An 18,679-nucleotide genomic window follows, 5' to 3' on the forward strand; every position below is an offset into this window, starting at 1 on the left:
ACCGATCGCATCGAAGAAAGACGAGTTTGAAATGAGCCTAGACGCAGACATCGTGCCCGCCTCCAGAGGGCGCTCCTTCAGGATGAAGGCGGGGCAATTCGCCCTCGTGACGAACACCCACGGCAACCAGGTCGTCGATGCCTGGGCACTTGCCGACAGTGATCACTTCGAGACGTCTTCGCTCGATCACACGCGTTCAATGAACAGCAATATCTTCTTCACCGAGGGTATGGCGCTGATGAGCTCCCGCCGCCGCCCGATGCTGACGATGGTCGCAGATAGCGCCAAGGTGAGGCACGACACATTGCTCTGCCCCTGCAATCGCGAGCTCTATCAGCAACTCGGATGCCAGGAATATCACCGCAGCTGCACCGACAATTTCCACGAGGCGCTGTCTGACGTGGGTATCGAAATGCCCTTCACGCCAGCCTCGCTGAACCTCTTCATGAATGTGCCGGTTACTTCCGATGGCACCGTCGATCGCGTCCCGCCGGATACCGCTGCCGGCGACTACGTCGTCATGCGCGCCGAGATGGATCTGATCTTCGTTCTCTCCGCCTGTCCGCAAGACATCACGCCGATCAACGGCGCCGCGCGCACCCCGCGCGACGTGGCGGTGAACATTCTCGATGCCTATCCGTCGGAGGTGCCAGCATGAGCGAACCGCTTCTAAAACTGCGCGAAATCCGCAAGAGCTTCGGCGACAATGAAGTGCTGAAAGGCGTTTCACTGGACGTCAAGGCAGGCGAGGTGGTTTCCATCATCGGCGCCAGCGGCTCGGGCAAAAGCACCTTCCTGCGCTCGATCAACGCGCTCGAAATGCCGCAATCGGGTTTCATGGAGTTCGAGGGCCTGTCTTTCGATTTCCGTCCGGCCTCGCGCTTCTTCCCCACGCCGTCGCAGCTGCAGTCCTTGCGGGCGCGCGTCGGCATGGTGTTCCAGAGCTACAATCTCTGGCCGCACATGACGGTGCTCGAAAACGTCACGCATGCGCCGATCCGTCTCTTGAAGCTGCCGCGTGCGCAGGCAATCGAGGAGGCGGAGGCACTTCTGTCGCGCATCGGCCTGTTCGAAAAGCGCCATAGCTATCCGTCGCGCCTGTCGGGCGGCCAACAGCAGCGCGTGGCGATCGCCCGTGCGCTTGCCATGAAGCCGCGCCTGATGCTGTTCGACGAGGTCACCTCGGCGCTCGATCCCGAGCTCGTCCACGAAGTTCTGGTTTTGATGGCATCTCTGGCGTCCGAGGGCATGACCATGCTGCTCGTTACCCACGAGATCGCCTTCGCGCGCGACGTCTCTTCGCGCGTCCTGTTTTTCGACAAGGGCGTGATCGCCGAAGAGGGGCCGCCGGATATTCTGAGGCATCCCGAAAGCGACCGCCTGAAGCAGTTCCTTCATCGCATCCTGCATGACGACGTTGGTCATTCCTTCTCGAACGATCAAGGTCAGGGAGCGCAGGCGTAATGAGCGGTTTTATCGAAGAAGTTCAGCTTTATGGTCCAGGCTTTCTTGAAGCCGCATGGACGGTATTCGGCCTGACGATCCTGACGATCGTCGTCAGCTGGGCATGCGGCCTTCTGGCAGCGCTGGCGCAGCGTTCCAAATGGAAATCCGCGCGCGTGGCGGCGGGCTTCTATATCTGGTTCATTCGCGGCACGCCGACGCTGATCCAGGTCTTCATCATCTATTTCGGCCTGCCGCAGATAGGCATCCGGCTTTCGCCGTTTACCGCCGGTGTCATCGCGCTCGGTATCAACAGCGGCGCCTATGTTGCCGAAATCATCCGCGGTGGCCTGAACGCCATCCCGCGCGGCCAGAATGAATCGGCCCTGGCGCTTGGCTTCAGCCCGAGCGAGACGATGCGCACGATCATCCTGCCGCAGGTCTTCCGCATCGTTCTGCCCGCCGTCACCAACGAGGCGATTTCGACGCTGAAGAACACCTCGCTTCTCTCGACCATCACCGTCGTCGAGCTGACGCTTTACGCACAGACGTTGATCGCGGCGACCTTCCGTCCCTTCGAATTCTACATCGCCGTGGCGGTCATCTATCTCGTCCTGACCACGATCCTCACATTCGTCGCCTCCTGGCTTGAGCGACGCTACGCGAACCTGGGTTGAGGTGAGCCATGAGTGTCCTTCCGATCGACTCGCTTGAAACACCACGGTTCTGCGGCGTTCCGACCTTCATGCGCCTGCCGCAGGCGACGACGCTGAGCGGGCTGGATGCGGCCGTGATCGGGCTCCCCTCCGATTCCGGCGGTCCGTATCGCACCGGCGCGCGCTTCGCACCGAACGCGGTGCGCGCCATGTCGGTGATGCTGCGTCCGATCAACCCGTATCGCGGCAACATCAACGTCTTCGAAGAGCTTGTTGTCGCGGATGTCGGCGATGCCAACGTCGTGCCGGGATACGAGATCGAATCCCTGGAGCGCATCGAGGAGTCGGTCGCGGCTCTGGTCAATGCCGGCATCGTCCCCTTCGCGATCGGCGGCGATCACTCGATCACGCTTGCCGAGATCCGGGCGCTCGCCAAGGTTCATGGCCCGATCGCGCTTGTTCATTTCGATTCCCACACGGACACCTGGGACAAGTATTTCGCCGGCAAGAAATACAGCGCGGGAACGCCGTTTCGTCGTGGCGCCGAGGAAGCGATCATCGATCCCGCGCACTCGATCCAGATCGGCATGCGCGGCTCGCTGTTCCAGAGGGACGATATCAGCCAATCGATCGATCTCGGCTACGAGGTGCTGACGACTGACGATGCACTCGATCTCGGTCTTCGTGGTCTAGCACAGCGGATCGCCGATCGCGTCGGTGGGCGCCCGACCTTCATATCCTTCGACATGGATTTCATCGATCCGTCCGCAGCACCCGCGGTCCAGACCCCCGAGGCGGGTGGACCGACGGCGCGCGAGACGCTTCAAATCCTGCGCGCCCTTAACGACCTCAACCTCGTCGGCTGCGACGTGGTTGAGGCCAATCCGCTTTACGACGGGCCAGGACAGATCACCGCCTTGATGGCCGCCACCGTGACGGCGGAGCTGATGGCTTTGCTTGCTTCCCAACGCGCCAAGGCGAAGGGCTGACGAAAACCGGCGGCGCGACGCCGAGTGAATGCACCGAAACAACATAAAAGGGAACTGACCATGAAATTGAAGTCTCTGATCATCACCGCCGCCGCACTTGCGGGCATGGCCGTGAGCTCCATCGCCCACGCTGCCGACCTTGAACTCCTGCAGCCTGGCAAGCTGATGGTCGCCACCGAAGGCACCTACGCGCCGTTCAGCATGCGCGCACCTGACGGCAAGCTCGATGGCCTCGAAATCCGCGTCATGACGGAAGTCGCAAAGCGCCTCAACCTCGAATACACGCCCGTCCTGATCAAATGGGATTCGCTGCTCGTCGGCCTTCAGGCGGACCAGTACGATGTCATCAGCGCCGCCATGGACATCACCGAGGCCCGTCAGCAGCAGGTCACCTTCTCGAACGGATGGCTGGAATCCGGTGGCCGTATCGTCGTGCCCAATGGTTCCGCAATCAAGAGTGCTGCCGATCTCAAAGGCAAGACGGTCGGTGCCCTTGTCGCCTCGAGCTGGACGAAGATCGCCGAAGAGAAGGGCGCGACCGCCAAGGGCTACAAGGCCGAATCCGATGCCATGCAGGACCTCGTCAACGGCAATGTCGACGCTATCATCACCGATGCGATCGCCGCTGCATACGCCATCAAGTCCGCGAAAATGCCGCTGACCATGACCGACGATTATGTCAGCCATGTCCAGAAGGGCTTCGCCTTCAAGAAGGGCAAGCCGCATCTGGTCGAGGCAGTCAATAAGGCACTGGCCGACATGGTTGCCGACGGCACCTACGCCAAGCTGACCACCGATCTGGTCGGATTTGATCCGACACCCAAGGACCCGATCAAGACCATTCAGTAATGATCGCCTGGCCGGGCACAAAAAGTGCCCGGCCTTCCTTCTTAGTATCGCCCGGCGTCCACAACGGGCAACCCATGCAGAGCATATCGATGTCGTCTCGCGTCGCGCTTATCACGCGCTTATCCAAAGCAGCCGAAGACAACTGGCTCACAGTCCTCAGTGCGGCTATGCCACGTGAAACCATCCGTCCCATTCATGCGCTGTCGACCGAAGAGCTTGACCGCGTCGATATCGCGATCGTCGCCAATCCCGATCCTGTCGATCTCGGGCGGCTGCCGAACCTGAAATGGGTTCATAGCCTTTGGGCGGGCGTCGAGCGGCTGGTTCTGGAACTCAAAGGTTTCTCGCATCCGATCGTGCGCCTCATCGACCCGGATCTTGCGCGAACCATGGCCGAGGCTGTGCTCGCCTGGACGCTTTATCTCTCCCGCGACATGCCGGCCTATGGCCTGCAGCAACGCCAAGGTCTTTGGCAGCAACTCCCCTACCGATCGGCACCCGACACCCGGGTCGGCCTATTGGGACTGGGGGCTCTTGGTCGCGCCGCCGCCCAGCAGTTGCAGCTAGCGGGTTTTGCGGTCAGTGGCTGGAGCCGGACCGAGAAGAAGGTCGAGGGTGTGACGACCTACTTCGGCCCGGGGGGCTTGGAAGCCATGCTAAAGGCATCCGACATCGTGGTTTGCTTGTTGCCGCTGACGGCCGAAACGACCGCTCTCCTCGGCACGCGCGAGTTTGAGCTGCTGCCCGCGAATGCTGGCTTCATTAATTTTGGGCGTGGCCGCATTATTAAAACGCTTGATCTCGTTGCCGCACTCGACACCGGCGCCTTGAAGCACGCAGTGCTTGACGTCTTCGAGAACGAACCCCTCGATGGGAAGAGCTCTCTATGGGGGCACCGCGGGGTGACCGTACTGCCACACATTTCGGCTCCCACCAATCCGTCAACTGCCGCGCAGATTGTCGCTGACAGGATTGTTCAGTACCGCGCAGATGGTCTTCTGCCCGATGGGATCGATTTCAATCGCGGCTATTAGTCTTCGATCGATATCCTTTGCAAGGTCGAACACGCCGTTGCGACGAATTCCCGACTGCTTGACCCGTTGATTGCAGTGGATGTTTTATGGAGGCGTCGGCAGGCCATTCGGCCGAATCCTAGTCCATCCGCAGTGCACCGCGCGGTGGAGCGTATAAGAAGCGCCCGGCCGGTTATCAGCCAGGCGCTTCCTGTCAGGTGCCGGCCTTCATGGCGGCTATCAGTTGTTCGAAGCTGCGGACGCCCCTGTTATAATTGCGGGCAACTGCACTCATGAGTTCCGCGACCGCCGCCGGGTCCTTGGCTGTTCCGCGTTCACGTGCGATCGTCTTAACGACATCGACGCAGATGCGCAGATCTTCCTTTGAAAGATTGTTTGCCATCTGATCCTTAGCCTGGAATGCCCGCCAATTTTTGGCGGGCAATCCTGCTTAATAGTCCATTCCGGCACCGGTCGGCAGAGCCGGTGCGGCGTCCTTCTTCGGCTTTTCGGCGATCATCGCTTCCGTGGTCACAAGGAGACCAGCGACGGATGCGGCATCCTGAAGCGCGGTCCGCACGACCTTGGCGGGGTCGATGACGCCTTGAGCATAAAGATCACCGTATTCGCCCGTCTGGGCATTCCAGCCGAAAGAGAAGTCGGTTTTCTCCCGCAACTTGCCCACGATAACCGAGCCTTCCGCACCGGCATTTTCTGCGATCTGCCGCACGGGTGCCTCGATGGCACGCCGGACGATGTCGATGCCGACCTTTTGATCCTGGTTGGGCGTGGCGAGATTGTCGAGAGACTTGACCGCGCGAAGCAGAGCAACACCACCGCCGGGCAGTATGCCTTCCTCGACGGCCGCGCGAGTTGCATGAAGCGCGTCGTCGACGCGGTCCTTCTTCTCCTTGACCTCGATTTCCGTCGAACCGCCAACCCGGATGACCGCGACGCCGCCGGCGAGCTTGGCAAGCCGTTCTTGCAGTTTTTCGCGGTCGTAGTCGGAGGTCGTTTCCTCAATCTGAGCACGGATCTGCGCGACGCGGCCGTCGATCTCGGCCTTCGAGCCGATGCCATCGATGATGGTCGTGTTCTCCTTCTCGATGGCCACCTTCTTTGCCCGGCCGAGCATGTTCAGTGTCACGCTCTCGAGCTTGATACCGAGATCCTCGGAGATAACAGTGCCACCCGTAAGGATAGCGATGTCTTCCAGCATGGCCTTACGGCGGTCACCGAAGCCCGGAGCCTTGACGGCGGCAATCTTCAGACCGCCGCGCAGCTTATTGACCACGAGGGTGGCCAGCGCTTCGCCTTCGACGTCTTCGGCGATGATTAGGAGCGGTTTGCCGGACTGAACGACCGCTTCCAGAACCGGAAGCATGGCCTGCAGGTTCGAAAGCTTCTTTTCGTGGATAAGGATATAGGGGTCTTCCAGTTCGACCCGCATTTTATCTTGGTTGGTGACGAAGTAAGGGCTGAGGTAACCTCGATCAAACTGCATGCCCTCGACAACTTCGAGCTCGGTTTCTGCGGTCTTGGCTTCCTCGACTGTGATGACACCTTCGTTGCCGACCTTCTCCATGGCTTCGGCGAGGTACTTACCAATTTCCTCATCACCATTGGCCGAGATCGTGCCCACCTGGGCGATTTCCGAATTGCTGGTAATCTTACGGGCGTTGGTCTTCAGCTCCTTGACGATAGCGTCCACGGCGATATCGATGCCACGCTTCAGGTCCATCGGGTTCATGCCTGAGGCAACCGCTTTGGCACCCTCCTTGACGATTGCCTGGGCTAGAACGGTCGCCGTCGTGGTGCCGTCGCCGGCAAGATCGTTGGTCTTCGACGCCACTTCGCGCAGCATCTGGGCACCCATGTTTTCGAACTTGTCCTCGAGTTCGATTTCCTTGGCTACCGATACACCGTCCTTGGTGATGCGCGGCGCGCCGAAGGACTTGTCGACCACCACGTTGCGGCCCTTCGGACCAAGCGTTACCTTCACAGCGTTGGCGAGAACGTCGACCCCGCGCAGCATGCGTTCACGGGCGTCAGTGTGGAATTTGACTTCTTTTGCAGCCATTTATCTAACTCCTCTATAGGCAGCTATTTGACTGATGGTTGGGTAGGACGGATTAGGCCGCTTTTTTCTGCTCGGCCTGGGCTTCGATGATACCCAATACGTCGCTTTCCTTCATGATCAGCAAGTCTTCACCGTTGATCTTGATCTCGGTGCCGGACCATTTGCCGAACAAGATGCGGTCGCCGGGCTTGACGTCGAGCGCCTGGATCTGGCCTGCCTCGTTACGAGCGCCAGTGCCAACTGCGACGACCTCGCCCTCGGACGGCTTTTCCTTGGCAGTATCGGGAATGATGATGCCGCCCTTGGTTTTCTCCTGGGATTCAACCCGGCGGACAAGAATGCGGTCATGAAGCGGTCGGAACGACATGTTTTCCTCCGTTGAGCAAAAATGATGACGTTGAATGCCCTGGCCGGACCGGATGACCAGTCCGGGCAGGTGCGAACCTCATCGAGCGTTCGCGCGAAAAATTTATTTTCGGGATTTTCCAATTTCAAGAGGGGCGCTGCGAAAAATTAGCACTCAGCTATGATTGCTGCTAACATGCTGAAAAAGCGCAGAAAATCGACGCGGGGTTCCTCGATTCTGTTGATCGGGGCAACGTTTTGGATCACCATCATCGCGTTACGAAACGGAGATGAAGCATGCAATTCTCAACGGACCTCGAACGCCAACTGAACGGCTACGGCTTGACCACCGCCCATATTCTCTATCGCATTCCGGACTTTGGATCCGTCCTGCAGACCTACGTCTGGCAGGACTACGATCTCGCCCCGGATTTTCCTCAGATGCACAAGTTTCTGGACTTTTGGAAAGCCACCCTCGATGGTCCTCTTCACTCGGTTCGCTATAGCCACCAGCACTTGATCGGGCCGAACCAATGGCGCCGTGTCGATGGCGAATTCAAGATGCACTAACTCTTGAAACTGAGATTTCCACCTCCTCACTATCCCTACCGATCGGCCTTGACCAGGGGCGATCGCCTTCAACGTCTGTGAGGAATGGAAGAACGAGAAGCGGAGTGTCTAAAATCATTTGGATGCCAAGATCGCCCGCAGGGAAGAGGTCATGGTCGATGTGATGCTGTGATTGCAAAGCGCCGCAGGCCGGCTCTCGTCTGGGGTGGGGCCGGGTCTCGACGATGTCTGCGACTATGCGGAAGTGATCCAATTAAATGTCGAGGAACTGGAAGGCGAAAGACCCCAAATGCTGAGCGGGTATTTAGCGAGGATGCCGCTTACCGACATTGCGTTGTCAGCCGATAGGTGCATTGACGATACCAAACTTGCGGTCGGCAAAAAATTTTTGAAGCGGATCTTGAAAGGGATAGCCGTTCAAACCAGATCGTTTGGCGCCAGCCGCTGAGACAGGGTTGGTTTCGCCGGGAGCGCCGCTTTTGGCATTCCCGTATCCATGTTGCTTCAAGGAGGATATGGCTATGGCAACATCTTACGATTATGCACCACTTTTCCGCTCGAGCGTTGGCTTCGACCGGATCTTCAACCTACTTGAAAATGCCCAGCGCGCACGCTCGATCAGCGACTGGCCACCCTATGATATCGTCAAGAGCGGTGACGACAGCTACCGAATTTCGATCGCAGTCGCAGGCTTCGCCGAAGACGATCTCGACATTACCTTCCAGTCCAATCTGCTGATCGTCACCGGCAAGAAGCAGGAGGCCACGAATGAGGGCTATCTGCATCGTGGCATAGCCGGCCGTCCGTTCGAGCACCGGTTCGAGCTTGCCGACCACGTGCGTGTGAAGGGAGCCGATTTGAGGAATGGTCTGCTCTCGATTGATCTTGTCCGTGAAATCCCGGAAGCCCTCAAGCCGAGGAAGATCCACATCCAGAGCACGCCGACCCTCGCAAAACCGGCCGCCGCGGCGCAAATCGAAGCGCAGAAGGCTGCTTAATTTTCAGATGCAATCATAGGCGAGGGCGCCAAGCGCTGGCGCCCATCAACATTCCGGGTTGGGAAGGAGACAGCGATGAAACCCGATATGTTCAAAGACCCTGTCACAATTCTAGTTGGCCTGGGCTTTCCCGCGCAAGTTCGCAGCGTGATGGACGCTTACCGACACCTTGCCGAATGGCCTACATCATTCAGAGACACGGCGCACTGCGTGGCTATGAAAGCGTGTCAAGCCGCACTTCGCGGTGAAATCGAAGCAGAGACGGCGCGCGGCCTCTTCGCAGCATTCGCCGCCAAGCATGATCTACTGGCTCCCGAAACAGCCGCGATTGCTGCCTCTCGAATGCGACGAGACCGCGATCCACACGTGCAATGAGAAGCATGCGGTCGATCACCAAGTATAACGGGGCCGGCGATATTGATGAGATCGGTCTCGGCGGCCGATCGGCGCCGTCAGATCCTGCTTTCTGTCGGTAGATGACAAGCGGAACGTCCTAGCCGCATGGGCATCGAACTTTTTATGCCGTCAATTCAACGCTTGATTTCCGGCATTGCCCGGGACGAGCGAGCAACCTCGATCGACGAAGTTCAACGCGTGTTCCGGGAGTTCGAAAGTCGGTAAGGCTAGCAATCAACGAGACCATCGGCTGATGCCGTAATTTCGGCGGGACAAGGCTGGCGTGCGCTGCCAGCCTTTCAGGTTGGCGGCGTGAGCTGGTTTTGCGCAGGTCGTCATCGTCATGTCTTTAATGTCGCGGCAATCCGGCTCGCACCGTGCCTGCCACGCCGCCAAACCAGGCTGCGACCGCCCCGATCGAAAGCGCAACGAATGCTAAGATCGCGCCCTTTGACAGCACCTCGCTGGCCGACTGAGCCGCCTCAATCGCCTTTTGCTTTGCTATCTGGATCGAATGCCTGTATTGGGCTTCGTAGTCCGCAACCTGTGTCTTGGCTTGATCGGCCGGAATATTCTGCGCGCGAGCGAGCGCGGCCGCCGCCTTGTTACGGGCGTCATCCAGTGTCGCCTGATCCCCGGAGATCACTGCCCGCAGGGCAGTAACGGCAGTGTCGCGTAGCGCCTGGGGATCATTGCCGCCGGTTGCAGATCTGATCTGCTGTTCGATGCTTGAAAACTGATCCCCGTTGGTTGCCAATGCCGGCACCGCAACAGTTGCCGCCGATGTCGCTGTCTGGCCGACACCGCCAAGTATGCCCGAAACGCCGCTGAATGCGCCACCGACAATCGCACCAAGAGATGTGGTCAGCAGATAGAGAACCAGCAAGGTCGTGACAGCCCATGCCGTCAGGCCTTGATAACCACCAGTCGCTCTACTGGGACGGGCAGACAGGCGGCTGGCGATGTAGCCGCCGACGAAGGACGCGCCAACGCCTGAGGCAAGGAACCACGCAGCGCTAGCTGTCGAGACATTTCCGGCTGCGGGGTTGCCAAACGACGATGGATCGAAAACCGCTAAACCGATCCCAAGGCCAAGTAGGTTCGACAGGGCTTGAACGGAGAGTGCAAGTGCAACACCGGCAAAGACAGCGCCCCAGGAAACCTTGTTCAAAATTGCCGTCTCCGGCACATAATCTTCTCTGTCATCTCGACGATTTACACCAATCGGCTCAGTCATGAGCGTGTCCTTTCGAATTTGGCGCATGTGAGTTCGGAGCGAGAGCACGGGGCTTTAGGGCGCCCCGATGCTTGGCACATCCAAAGATTTGGGGTCCTTCAAGCTAAAATCAGCTCGCTTTGCGCAGTTGTAGGCGCGAAACGCCGGCCGCAACATTAAGACCTGTGCCCGCTTCCGCGCTCAGCGGCTGAAGGCCAAAATTTTTGGCGTTGCCGCCAACGAGCGCATTCGCTCCGAGACCGACGCCAAGAGATGCGCCAGCGGATGCTCCGACATAGGTCCCGGCAAGGCTGCCTTCTCCAACTGTCGTCGGCGTCGTGTTGACGACGATCCAGCTTAGATATGATTTTCCGGTAACGCCCACATCGAGACCGAGCTTGCCAATTGTGCCGGTATAGCGTTCGACCTTGCCAGTGCGCTGTTTGAACTGGCAATCGACAGTGCGGCTGGAACCGATGAGCAAACCGACCCCACCAGCGACTTCGCACGACAGTGTTCCAAGTCGCTCTCTAGGTTGCGAAGCAACTTGCTGGTGATGCGGTTTCTTGCTGTGATGGGTGCCGGCCGCCGAAGCGACCGATGCCAAAGCAACTGTGCCCGAAAGCGCGAGGATGAGCATCTTTTTCATGGTTGGCTCCTTGTTTGATGTAGCTTTTAGGTCTGCCCTGGCGCCTGTCAGGCGGGCTGCGAAACAGAAGCGATCCGCAGGTTGCAGATCACCGGCATCGACGTGAAGTCCGCGGCAAGCGAGATCGCATTGCGTGCGGCTTGCTGCGATGACGCCGTTCCCGTGAGCATGACGACGCCCTGTGCTATCTCGACGTCAATCAGGCAGTCCTCAAATCCATGGGTATAAGCCAGGAGGCATTTGATCGCAGCACCTGCCGCGATGGAGTTCGCAGCAGTTGCTGCGCTCGTGAACAGCGGAAATAGCATCGGGAATGACCTCGGCTGGGAGATTTCGGCTCGCCAATTTTGGCGAGCCAGTCGGTTGCAAGACACTCACTTCAACGCATCTTTTATGGCGTCCTTGCCCTTGCCGATGGTGCTCTGAGCCTGGCCGGCAGCCTTGTCAACCTTGCCTTCGGTTTCCAGTTCCTTGTTACCGGTGACCTTGCCCGCCACCTCCTTGATCGTGCCCTTCAGTTCCTTTGCGGCACCTTCGATACGGTTCTTATCCATAATGCAGCCTTCCTTAGATAGCGTTTCGATCATCAGACACCGGCGACTGCGGTGTCATGACATTGGAAATAGAACCGTTCCCGATGAAAGTTGAGAGTGGAAAGTACTATCGCAATTAGTATCAAATGACCTTTTTGTGGGCTCCACGTCACTTTCCGCGCGCTTTTTTACCCCCGCGCGTTGATGATCTTCCGTCGGTGCCGCCCGTAAAGCCGCGTTCCCGCGCCCAGATGACAGCAGCCGCACGCCGGTTAACGCCGATCTTCCCGTAAAGGGAGGCGATGTGGTTGCGGATGGTGTTCTTTGAAAGATGGAGCGTCTGTCCCATCTCCGCATCGCTTTGCCCATTGCAGATCAGGCCGAGGATCTCACGCTCCCGCTCGCTAAGCTCCAGCAGTCCGGCTGTCGACCTTGTCGTCGAGCCTTGCTTCAAGGTCGCGAGACGCTCAACAATGGAGCGACTGAACCAGGACGTATCGGCCATGACACTTTCGATCGCCTCGACGAGTTGCGCTTCGCTGCGCCGGCGTTCTGTTACGTCCTGAAAGGCCCAAATGATGCATTGTTCGTCATTGATCTCCACGCGTTCAGCCGAAACAAGGCAGTCGGCCGTGTCACCGTCCCTTTGTTTCAACCGCATCGGTTCGTCTCGCACGAAGATGTTGTCGCGCAGCTTCTGCTCCACTCCGCGTCTGGACGCAATGTCCTCCCAAAGACGAAGCTCGCCGGCAGTGCGGCCGACCACTTCAGTCAGCCCGTAACCTGAGATCTGCAGGAAAGCGTCGTTCGCTTCTGTAAAAACGAAGTCATCGAGCCGGGAGATGGCGGCTGGCGCGGGAGAGAGCCTGAAAGACTTTGAGAACCGCTCTTCGCTTTGACGAAGGGCGTTCTGGGCCTTTCGTCTGGCGTCAAGGTCGGCAAAGGTGAAAAGCATGCAAGGCTCTTCGACGACGGAGATCGGCTCACCGGCAACGATGACGAGCCGGTCGCCACCATCGGGAAGAGGCACTAAGGCCTCTCGATGGCGGATCACCCGGCCTTCGTTCAGTTTCGAAAGGGCGTCGTCTCCGGTTTCGCAGTTCGAAAATAGTCCGATCGCCTCGACGGTTCTGCCGATGACGTCTTCCTTTGAGAAGCCTGTCATTTCAAGGAAGCCTTCATTGACACGCATGAAACGCTGATCATCGAGCCGACAAATCAGACCTGGGGCTGGATTGGCATTAAATGACCGCTCAAACCGCTCCTCTGCTTCAAAGCGCGGCGTCTCATCTTTGATGATCAGAGCCAGTGCGTCAGGCTTGTCGCCAGCATCGGTGATGAACATTGTGCGAACAGTGTGCACCCAAACCAAGTCAAGATCGGCTGCCGGCGATACTTCGACTGTCACGTCGTCGATTGTCTCGCCAGCGAGGAGCCGCTCCATAGGGTACTGGCCTTCCTCCAGAGGATGATTGTTGCGATACCGCAGAGTAAACGTTCGCCGATATCCCGCTGCGTCGCCCCCGAGCTCCTCGATGCTACTCGCTCGATGCATGGCGATGGCTGCGGCATTGGCCCAAACGATACGTCCAGCCTGCTCAACAAGGATAATGCCGTCACTCAGGCCCCCAATCAGCTCTTGAAGGCTGCCCTTGTTGATCTTTGGCGGCTCAGGATTTTCCCTCATGTCGTCCCTCAGATTCAGTGGCGGACCAATAGGTTGCGTCCCTGGAAGCGATGTAAAGGGTCGGTGTTCATCGTTTCTTTGATTTCTCGGCAATGGAACGTCAATCACGAGACGTATGTCTGCAGCCGCGCAGCTTTGGCCGACTGTCCAATTTTGTGAGTGCGGGTATTGCGACCGTAGTTTTGCAAAGTAGCCAAGACTGACGAGAAAAAAATCAAGTGAGGGCAGGCACACAGAGACACAACAAAAATTTTATGAGACGGGCAGTTGTGGCCAAAGGTCTCACACGCAATTATGGCAACGCCAGTGAAGTCGTCCGAGTAGCGGCCCGCGTTGCCAAAGTGCTGATGCGGGGCCGGGGCATGTGATGGTGTATATGGATAGCGACGCGACGATCGCATAGGAAAGCCATCCTCGCGCCCTGGGCAATAGCCCTGCAGAACTGTGGCGGCATATCTGGAACTGCAACCAAGCGCTGACTGAGGTCGGCCTTTGCGGTTAGGTCAGCCTGCGGCGTTTAGTTCACAGCCGGTTGCGAGTGTCGGGATCATTTTCCGTCTGAGCGACAGGTAAGTGCCACGCCTTCGAGAGGTATCAAGCAGGTATAAAGCATTTCGTTCATCAGGAGCCTGACTGGCGTCGCTCGGCCCGAGGGCAAAACTCCGTCTGACACTGGAGCCTAACGTCTGCGTGTCGTAGATGTTTGCACAGATTGCATCCAGGATCGAACTTGGAACAACACAAGAGAGCGCGAAAATCGAACATCTCCGTCCTAACACAAGCGCCGATGAATGGCGGCCATCACATAGACCCGTTCGATCGTGAAACGTAAGATGAAGCCGAGCCACGCCGGTGCCGGCTGATGTCTCCACTTTGCAGCTTACCTCGGTTGGATCAGAACGATTGCTAGCCGCACGGAGTGCGTCAGACAACGATTTTTTTCGGCCTAGAGTCTGAAGAGACGTACTTGGTTCGTATCGTATCAAGAGCTTGCGGTGGATCGCCCGTCGCCGAGCCCGGCATACAAAATTGAGCAGGCTTTGGCCTTTCGACGCTTTGTCTAGCTGGGTGTCGCGCTGCTCAACACCAGCGAAGAGCGATTTCTCTGGAGGTAGGTGCCGCATCCCTTCCGCTGGGCAAGCACCCCGTCCTTCATGGTCGTCTCGCCACGCAAGAGCAGCTGGACAGGCCAACCACGCACCTCCTGCCCTTCATAAGGTGTATAGTCAGCGCCGTGCTGGAGGATGTCATTCGTCACAATGACCCTTTTATCCGGATCCCATAGGGCAATGTCGGCATCGGCACCAATCGCAATCGTGCCTTTGCGCGGATAAAGACCGTATAGCTTGGCATGGTTGGTAGAGGTGACTGCAACGAACTGGTTGATGTCGATCCGGCCTTTCATGACACCTTCCGAGAAAAGAATCGGCAAGCGTGTGGCAACGCCGGGAATGCCGTTCGGGATCCAACGGAAATGCCGCTTGCCTTTCTCGTTCAATTTTCCTTCGGGATCATCGAAACGGAAAGGGCAATGATCGGAGGAAAACAGATCAAACACGCCCTGTTTCAAACCCTCCCAGCAGGCATCCTGGCTTGCCTTGTCACGCGGTGGTGGAGAGCAGACGTATTTGGCGCCCTCCATCTCGGTCTGATCTAGATCACCGGCGGTCAACATAAGATATTGCGGGCACGTTTCGCCTACAATCTTCTGGCCGCGCTGGCGGGCACGGCGTATTTCCTCCATCGCCTCGCGGTTCGAAACGTGGACGATCACGACCGGCACATCCACGATTTCGGCAAGAGAAAGTGCGCGGTGGGTGGCTTCTCGCTCGGCTGCAACGGGCCTCGTCGTGGCATGGAATTTCGGCGCGAACTTGCCCTCTTCTTCATGCCGGCCGATAAGGTAGCGGATCGCATCCTCGTTTTCGCAGTGCACCATAACGAGAGCGCCGGTGCGGCGTGCCGTATCCAGCGTCGCAAGGATTTCGTCGTCGCGCAACCGTAGTCCTTCATAGGTCATGAAGACTTTCAACGAGGTATAGCCATCCTGCACCAATGCTGGGAGTTCCTGGCCGAGGACTTCTGGGGTCGGATCGGTGATGACGAGATGGAAGGCAACGTCTACGTGACATTTCCCTTCTGCCTTGGCATGATAGACCTTCAATGCCTCCCGAAGCGTCTGCCCCTTTTCCTGCATGCAGAAGGCCAGAACTGTGCTGTTGCCACCAATGGCGGCGGAGCGGGTGCCGCTGTCGAAGTCATCGGCCATGACGATGCCATCACCGGAGGGCTGGTCAAGATGAACATGGCTGTCGATACCACCGGGCATCACGAACAGTCCGGTGGCGTCTATTATCTCGTCGGCATCGGTCAGGTCAGCGGCAAGTGCAGCGATACGACCATCCTTGATGCCGACATCACTGACGAACGTGTCGCTTGCCGTCACCACTGTTCCGTGCCTGATCACCGTATCGAAACGCATCATTCCCTATCCTTCTTGTCGTCATTGCTCAGCTTGCTTTCGCAAATCCCGCATCTCCCGCCAGAATACGGTCAAGTGCTGCCGTGAAGCGATCGACCTCTTCCAGCGTATTATAATGGACCATGGACACCCTCAGCATGCCGCCATGGTCGGTGAGCCCAAGATATTCGGCAAGCCGTTTCGAATGGAAATCCCCAAAACGCATGGCGATGTTTTCGCTGTCCATTGCTTTGCACAACGCGCCAGCCTGACGGCCATCGAAGCGGAAGGCAATAGTAGGCACGCGCTTCTCGTCTTGATTGGCCTGTCCAACAATCCGGCAGTCGTTTCGAGAGCGAAGGTAGCCCAGGAGCCTCTCCGTCAGAAGATTTTCCTGTTCGGTGATTGCTGCAAAGGCTGCCTCTATTTTCTGGCGCACCGGTCCAGTCTCGCCTGCCTGTTCGCCAAGTGCGGCCAGATAATCGACGATGCCGCATGTGGAATAGGCCAGTTCATAGTTGGGATTACCCGGCTCCAGCTTTCCTGGCACTTTGTCCTTGCCGTAGAAATAATGATATAGGGTGTCGAGTTCGAGCAGATAATCATATTTGCCATACATCAGCGCGTAATGTGGGCCGTAGGTCTTGTAGAGGCTGAAAACGTAATAATCGACGTCTAAGGCCTGTACGTCGACGGCACGGTGCGGGGCAAAGGCCACGGCATCGACGCATATTCTTGCACCACGCGCATGCACGAAATCGGCGATCTCGCGGATCGGATTGATCGATCCAAGGATGTTGGAGACGTGGGTCACGCAGACGAGTTTGGTGCGACCGCTCATCAGCGGCGCCAGGTCTGCGAGATCGAGCATCAAGGTGTCTTTGTTGAGCGGCCAGATCTTCAGCGTGATGCCGGCCTCTTTCAGCCGGTCCCAGGGGCCGATGTTGGATTCGTGATCGCTGACCGTAACGACGATCTCGTCGCCTGGCGAAAGCTGGCTTTGCATCGCACGGGCTAGGTTCTGCAGCAACGCTGTGGTGGAATTGCCGAACACGATCTCTTCGGGATGCGAAGCGTTGACCAAGTGCATGGCTGCGGTCCGCGCTTCGTAGAGCGCTTCGGCGGCCGCCTGCGATACGGCGTAGGAGCCGCCGATCTGCACGTTTTTTTCGATCAGGAATTTATTGATGCGCTCCAGTGCGCCCTTGAGGATTTGAGATCCACCCGCATTGTCGAAATAGGTCCAGCCGCGGTGAAGGCCTGGGAACTGGCTGCGCACGTAGTCGAGGTCGAGCGGTGATGAGGTAATCATTCCTAGTGTCTCCCTAATGGTCTTTTATTCAGTGGTCGCGGACGGCACGAAGGAACTCACGCGTCCTTGCCTCTTTAGGATTGTCGAAGATGTCGGAAGGTGTGCCAGTTTCGACGAGGCGCCCGCCATCCATGAAGATGACGCGGTCTGCCACCTGACGTGCAAAACCCATCTCGTGCGTGACAATCACCATGGTCACTCCGGTGCCGGCCAGTGTGCGCATGACATCCAGCACTTCGCCGACCATTTCCGGATCGAGAGCCGATGTTGGCTCGTCAAACAGAAGAACTCGTGGCTCCATGGCCAGCGCCCGGGCGATTGCCACACGCTGCTGCTGGCCGCCAGAGAGTTGACCTGGAAATTTCGCAGCCTGCTCGGCAATGCCGACGCGGGCTAGAAGCTCGCGCGCCTTGCGTCCAGCTTCCACCTCTGGTGTCTTTCGAACCCTCATGGGAGCGATCATGACGTTTCTCAAAACGGTCATATGCGGAAACAGATTGAACGACTGGAAAACCATGCCGACTTCCGCACGCACTTTGGCAAGTGCCGGGCCAGGCGCCACGCGAATGCCATCTACCGTGATGCTGCTATCTGGCTGAAAGGCCTCCAGATGATTGATGCAGCGAATGAGCGTCGATTTTCCGGAGCCGGAAGGACCGATTACGCAGACGACCTCGCCTTCAGCCACATCGAGGTCAATGCTATGCAAAACGGTGTATAACCCATACGCTTTGGTCAGCCCGCGGATGGAAATCAGTGGGGTTGTGGTCTTTCCCATCAACGTTTCCCCCGATTGAAGTGTCTTTCAAGCCGCGCAACCAGAGCAACCATTGGCCAAAGCAGTGCGATGTAGATCACGGCCGCACCGATCAGCGGCGTCGGGTTGGCGTTGAGCGCCTGCGCTTGTGTTGCCTGTTTCAACAAGTCCGGCATGGCGACGACCGACGCAAGGGCGGTGTCTTTCATGACATTGATGCAGTTGTTGGTGAGCGGTGGAATAACGATCCGGATGGCCTGCGGAAGGATGATATCCACCATGGTGTTGCGGTTGGAGAAGCCAAGCGCTGCGGATGCTTCAAATTGACCGTGGGGAACAGCCTCAATGCCAGCGCGAAAGATTTCCGCGGTATAGGCGGCAGACACCAGCGACAGCGCGGTGACAGCAGAAAAGAATGGAGACAGCCGGATCCCGACGAATGGGAGCGCGTAATAGATAATGATCAACAGCACCAGCAAAGGGATCGACCGGAAGATGTCGATGTAGATTCGGATCAGCAGCGTGAAAATGGCCGGGGCGTAAAGACGTGCTATCGCCAGAAATAGACCCCCGACCAGACCGCAAAGGATGCTGGCAACGCCGATCTGAACGGTGACAACAAGTCCCCAAAGCAATTGCGGCAGGCTATTAAGAAAGACCGGAATATTGAAGAAGGTCGTTATGAGGTTCATGCCGGATAGGCTCCCTTGGCAACCTGGCGGGAC

Annotated in this window: 22 protein-coding genes; 10 read left to right on the forward strand and 12 right to left on the reverse strand. The window is 57.9% G+C overall.

Annotated features, from left to right (window positions below; translation table 11 throughout):
• Positions 1-31: 31 nt before the first annotated feature.
• The 6 genes from ACIQUB_RS17325 to ACIQUB_RS17350 all read left to right on the forward strand — a co-directional run bounded on the left by ACIQUB_RS17325 (position 32) and on the right by ACIQUB_RS17350 (position 4,971).
• Positions 32-658 (forward strand): DUF1989 domain-containing protein, encoded by a 627-nt coding sequence (locus tag ACIQUB_RS17325; protein WP_026283595.1) that lies wholly within the window; start codon positions 32-34, stop codon positions 656-658.
• A complete protein-coding gene (locus ACIQUB_RS17330) occupies positions 655-1,464 on the forward strand; it encodes an amino acid ABC transporter ATP-binding protein (RefSeq protein ID WP_402930944.1) in 810 nt (269 codons plus the stop codon). The genes ACIQUB_RS17325 and ACIQUB_RS17330 overlap by 4 nt, the downstream gene beginning before the upstream one ends.
• Entirely contained in the window at positions 1,464-2,120 is a 657-nt protein-coding gene (locus tag ACIQUB_RS17335; RefSeq protein ID WP_018901756.1) for an amino acid ABC transporter permease, read from the forward strand. Before ACIQUB_RS17330 ends, ACIQUB_RS17335 begins: the two co-directional genes overlap by 1 nt.
• Positions 2,121-2,128: 8 nt before the next feature.
• Entirely contained in the window at positions 2,129-3,088 is a 960-nt protein-coding gene (locus ACIQUB_RS17340; protein WP_402930947.1) for an agmatinase, read from the forward strand.
• A gap of 60 nt (positions 3,089-3,148) precedes the next feature.
• On the forward strand, positions 3,149-3,937 hold the full coding sequence (locus tag ACIQUB_RS17345) for a transporter substrate-binding domain-containing protein (protein ID WP_402930948.1): 789 nt from the start codon (positions 3,149-3,151) through the stop codon (positions 3,935-3,937).
• Between the two features lie 74 nt (positions 3,938-4,011).
• Positions 4,012-4,971 (forward strand): NAD(P)-dependent oxidoreductase, encoded by a 960-nt coding sequence (locus tag ACIQUB_RS17350; RefSeq protein WP_018901753.1) that lies wholly within the window; start codon positions 4,012-4,014, stop codon positions 4,969-4,971.
• 193 nt (positions 4,972-5,164) lie between these two features.
• Here ACIQUB_RS17350 and ACIQUB_RS17355 read toward each other — a convergent pair whose 3' ends face one another.
• From ACIQUB_RS17355 to ACIQUB_RS17365, 3 genes are read right to left on the reverse strand one after another with little or no spacing between them, the layout of a single operon-like run.
• Positions 5,165-5,353: a hypothetical protein gene (locus ACIQUB_RS17355; RefSeq protein ID WP_402930950.1), complete on the reverse strand. Its 189-nt coding sequence runs from the start codon at positions 5,351-5,353 to the stop codon at positions 5,165-5,167.
• Between the two features lie 48 nt (positions 5,354-5,401).
• Positions 5,402-7,030 (reverse strand): chaperonin GroEL, encoded by a 1,629-nt coding sequence (groL, locus tag ACIQUB_RS17360; protein ID WP_018901751.1) that lies wholly within the window; start codon positions 7,028-7,030, stop codon positions 5,402-5,404.
• A 52-nt stretch (positions 7,031-7,082) separates the two neighbouring features.
• Positions 7,083-7,397: a co-chaperone GroES gene (locus ACIQUB_RS17365; RefSeq protein WP_018901750.1), complete on the reverse strand. Its 315-nt coding sequence runs from the start codon at positions 7,395-7,397 to the stop codon at positions 7,083-7,085.
• A gap of 275 nt (positions 7,398-7,672) precedes the next feature.
• Between ACIQUB_RS17365 and ACIQUB_RS17370 the strand changes: the two genes are divergently transcribed.
• The 4 genes from ACIQUB_RS17370 (at position 7,673) to ACIQUB_RS17385 (ending at position 9,318) form a co-directional block, all read left to right on the forward strand.
• Positions 7,673-7,945, forward strand: coding sequence for an usg protein (locus ACIQUB_RS17370; RefSeq protein WP_018901748.1), 273 nt, complete (start codon positions 7,673-7,675; stop codon positions 7,943-7,945).
• 172 nt (positions 7,946-8,117) lie between these two features.
• Positions 8,118-8,393: a hypothetical protein gene (locus ACIQUB_RS17375; protein ID WP_018901747.1), complete on the forward strand. Its 276-nt coding sequence runs from the start codon at positions 8,118-8,120 to the stop codon at positions 8,391-8,393.
• Between the two features lie 73 nt (positions 8,394-8,466).
• The gene (locus ACIQUB_RS17380; RefSeq protein ID WP_402931199.1) at positions 8,467-8,943 is read left to right on the forward strand and encodes an Hsp20 family protein; all 477 of its coding nucleotides are present in this window, start codon (positions 8,467-8,469) and stop codon (positions 8,941-8,943) included.
• Between the two features lie 75 nt (positions 8,944-9,018).
• On the forward strand, positions 9,019-9,318 hold the full coding sequence (locus ACIQUB_RS17385) for a DUF982 domain-containing protein (protein WP_402930954.1): 300 nt from the start codon (positions 9,019-9,021) through the stop codon (positions 9,316-9,318).
• A gap of 370 nt (positions 9,319-9,688) precedes the next feature.
• Here the strand turns inward: ACIQUB_RS17385 and ACIQUB_RS17390 are convergent, their stop codons facing one another.
• The 9 genes from ACIQUB_RS17390 to ACIQUB_RS17430 form a co-directional block, all read right to left on the reverse strand.
• Positions 9,689-10,576: a hypothetical protein gene (locus ACIQUB_RS17390; RefSeq protein WP_026283593.1), complete on the reverse strand. Its 888-nt coding sequence runs from the start codon at positions 10,574-10,576 to the stop codon at positions 9,689-9,691.
• Between the two features lie 109 nt (positions 10,577-10,685).
• Positions 10,686-11,204: a DUF992 domain-containing protein gene (locus ACIQUB_RS17395; RefSeq protein WP_018901742.1), complete on the reverse strand. Its 519-nt coding sequence runs from the start codon at positions 11,202-11,204 to the stop codon at positions 10,686-10,688.
• A 47-nt stretch (positions 11,205-11,251) separates the two neighbouring features.
• On the reverse strand, positions 11,252-11,512 hold the full coding sequence (locus ACIQUB_RS17400) for a BON domain-containing protein (RefSeq protein ID WP_018901741.1): 261 nt from the start codon (positions 11,510-11,512) through the stop codon (positions 11,252-11,254).
• Positions 11,513-11,578: 66 nt separating this feature from the next.
• A complete protein-coding gene (locus ACIQUB_RS17405; protein WP_018901740.1) occupies positions 11,579-11,758 on the reverse strand; it encodes a CsbD family protein in 180 nt (59 codons plus the stop codon).
• A gap of 148 nt (positions 11,759-11,906) precedes the next feature.
• Positions 11,907-13,424, reverse strand: coding sequence for a PAS domain S-box protein (locus ACIQUB_RS17410; protein ID WP_402930958.1), 1,518 nt, complete (start codon positions 13,422-13,424; stop codon positions 11,907-11,909).
• A 1,060-nt stretch (positions 13,425-14,484) separates the two neighbouring features.
• Positions 14,485-15,906 (reverse strand): dihydropyrimidinase, encoded by a 1,422-nt coding sequence (gene hydA / locus ACIQUB_RS17415; protein ID WP_402930960.1) that lies wholly within the window; start codon positions 15,904-15,906, stop codon positions 14,485-14,487.
• A gap of 28 nt (positions 15,907-15,934) precedes the next feature.
• Positions 15,935-17,197 (reverse strand): cysteine desulfurase-like protein, encoded by a 1,263-nt coding sequence (locus ACIQUB_RS17420; protein ID WP_402930962.1) that lies wholly within the window; start codon positions 17,195-17,197, stop codon positions 15,935-15,937.
• 28 nt (positions 17,198-17,225) lie between these two features.
• Entirely contained in the window at positions 17,226-17,975 is a 750-nt protein-coding gene (locus ACIQUB_RS17425; RefSeq protein WP_018901736.1) for an amino acid ABC transporter ATP-binding protein, read from the reverse strand.
• Positions 17,975-18,646, reverse strand: coding sequence for an amino acid ABC transporter permease (locus tag ACIQUB_RS17430; RefSeq protein WP_018901735.1), 672 nt, complete (start codon positions 18,644-18,646; stop codon positions 17,975-17,977). The genes ACIQUB_RS17425 and ACIQUB_RS17430 overlap by 1 nt, the downstream gene beginning before the upstream one ends.
• Positions 18,647-18,679: the final 33 nt, after the last annotated feature.

This window comes from Rhizobium sp. NPDC090275, from assembly GCF_044772225.1.
Lineage (GTDB): Bacteria > Pseudomonadota > Alphaproteobacteria > Rhizobiales > Rhizobiaceae > Rhizobium.

Coding starts and splice junctions, on each gene's coding strand:
- ACIQUB_RS17400 (WP_018901741.1), bottom strand. CDS start 11,512: ATGCTATTTCCGCTGTTCACGAGCGCAGCAACTGCTGCGAACTCCATC.
- ACIQUB_RS17420 (WP_402930962.1), bottom strand. CDS start 17,197: ATGATTACCTCATCACCGCTCGACCTCGACTACGTGCGCAGCCAGTTC.
- hydA (WP_402930960.1), bottom strand. CDS start 15,906: ATGCGTTTCGATACGGTGATCAGGCACGGAACAGTGGTGACGGCAAGC.
- ACIQUB_RS17430 (WP_018901735.1), bottom strand. CDS start 18,646: ATGAACCTCATAACGACCTTCTTCAATATTCCGGTCTTTCTTAATAGC.
- ACIQUB_RS17340 (WP_402930947.1), top strand. CDS start 2,129: ATGAGTGTCCTTCCGATCGACTCGCTTGAAACACCACGGTTCTGCGGC.
- ACIQUB_RS17405 (WP_018901740.1), bottom strand. CDS start 11,758: ATGGATAAGAACCGTATCGAAGGTGCCGCAAAGGAACTGAAGGGCACG.
- ACIQUB_RS17390 (WP_026283593.1), bottom strand. CDS start 10,576: ATGACTGAGCCGATTGGTGTAAATCGTCGAGATGACAGAGAAGATTAT.
- ACIQUB_RS17330 (WP_402930944.1), top strand. CDS start 655: ATGAGCGAACCGCTTCTAAAACTGCGCGAAATCCGCAAGAGCTTCGGC.
- ACIQUB_RS17370 (WP_018901748.1), top strand. CDS start 7,673: ATGCAATTCTCAACGGACCTCGAACGCCAACTGAACGGCTACGGCTTG.
- ACIQUB_RS17410 (WP_402930958.1), bottom strand. CDS start 13,424: ATGAGGGAAAATCCTGAGCCGCCAAAGATCAACAAGGGCAGCCTTCAA.
- ACIQUB_RS17350 (WP_018901753.1), top strand. CDS start 4,012: ATGCAGAGCATATCGATGTCGTCTCGCGTCGCGCTTATCACGCGCTTA.
- ACIQUB_RS17425 (WP_018901736.1), bottom strand. CDS start 17,975: ATGGGAAAGACCACAACCCCACTGATTTCCATCCGCGGGCTGACCAAA.
- ACIQUB_RS17325 (WP_026283595.1), top strand. CDS start 32: ATGAGCCTAGACGCAGACATCGTGCCCGCCTCCAGAGGGCGCTCCTTC.
- ACIQUB_RS17385 (WP_402930954.1), top strand. CDS start 9,019: ATGAAACCCGATATGTTCAAAGACCCTGTCACAATTCTAGTTGGCCTG.
- ACIQUB_RS17395 (WP_018901742.1), bottom strand. CDS start 11,204: ATGAAAAAGATGCTCATCCTCGCGCTTTCGGGCACAGTTGCTTTGGCA.
- ACIQUB_RS17335 (WP_018901756.1), top strand. CDS start 1,464: ATGAGCGGTTTTATCGAAGAAGTTCAGCTTTATGGTCCAGGCTTTCTT.
- ACIQUB_RS17365 (WP_018901750.1), bottom strand. CDS start 7,397: ATGTCGTTCCGACCGCTTCATGACCGCATTCTTGTCCGCCGGGTTGAA.
- groL (WP_018901751.1), bottom strand. CDS start 7,030: ATGGCTGCAAAAGAAGTCAAATTCCACACTGACGCCCGTGAACGCATG.
- ACIQUB_RS17380 (WP_402931199.1), top strand. CDS start 8,467: ATGGCAACATCTTACGATTATGCACCACTTTTCCGCTCGAGCGTTGGC.
- ACIQUB_RS17345 (WP_402930948.1), top strand. CDS start 3,149: ATGAAATTGAAGTCTCTGATCATCACCGCCGCCGCACTTGCGGGCATG.
- ACIQUB_RS17355 (WP_402930950.1), bottom strand. CDS start 5,353: ATGGCAAACAATCTTTCAAAGGAAGATCTGCGCATCTGCGTCGATGTC.